This is a genomic window from Desemzia sp. FAM 23988 (assembly GCF_045528365.1).
Lineage (GTDB): Bacteria > Bacillota > Bacilli > Lactobacillales > Carnobacteriaceae > Desemzia.
Genome location: NZ_JBGQQS010000079.1, coordinates 1 through 305 on the forward strand (window position 1 = coordinate 1; position 305 = coordinate 305).

Here is a 305-nt window from a genome sequence, read left to right on the forward strand (position 1 = left end):
GTCAACGACAATATCAACCTAAACCTGTGAGAAGAGTAGAGATACCTAAAGCATCGGGTGGGGTCAGATTACTGGGGATACCGACAGTGATTGACCGGGTTATTCAACAAGCGATTGCACAAGTTCTCACACCTGTTTTTGACGAACATTTCCACAACAGTAGTTATGGATTCCGTCCAAATCGTAACGCTCATATGGCTATAGCCCAAGCGCTAAGAGATATAAACGAAGGGTACCGTTGGATTGTCGACATTGATCTAGAGAAGTTCTTTGACACAGTTAACCATGACCGACTGATGAATCTG

1 protein-coding gene is annotated in these 305 nt (G+C 43.9%); it reads left to right on the top strand.

All coding sequences use genetic code 11. The annotated features are described in order from the left end of the window. Positions 1-305 (top strand): reverse transcriptase domain-containing protein (locus ACEN4L_RS13530; protein WP_407097771.1); only part of this gene is annotated, 305 nt, incomplete at both ends.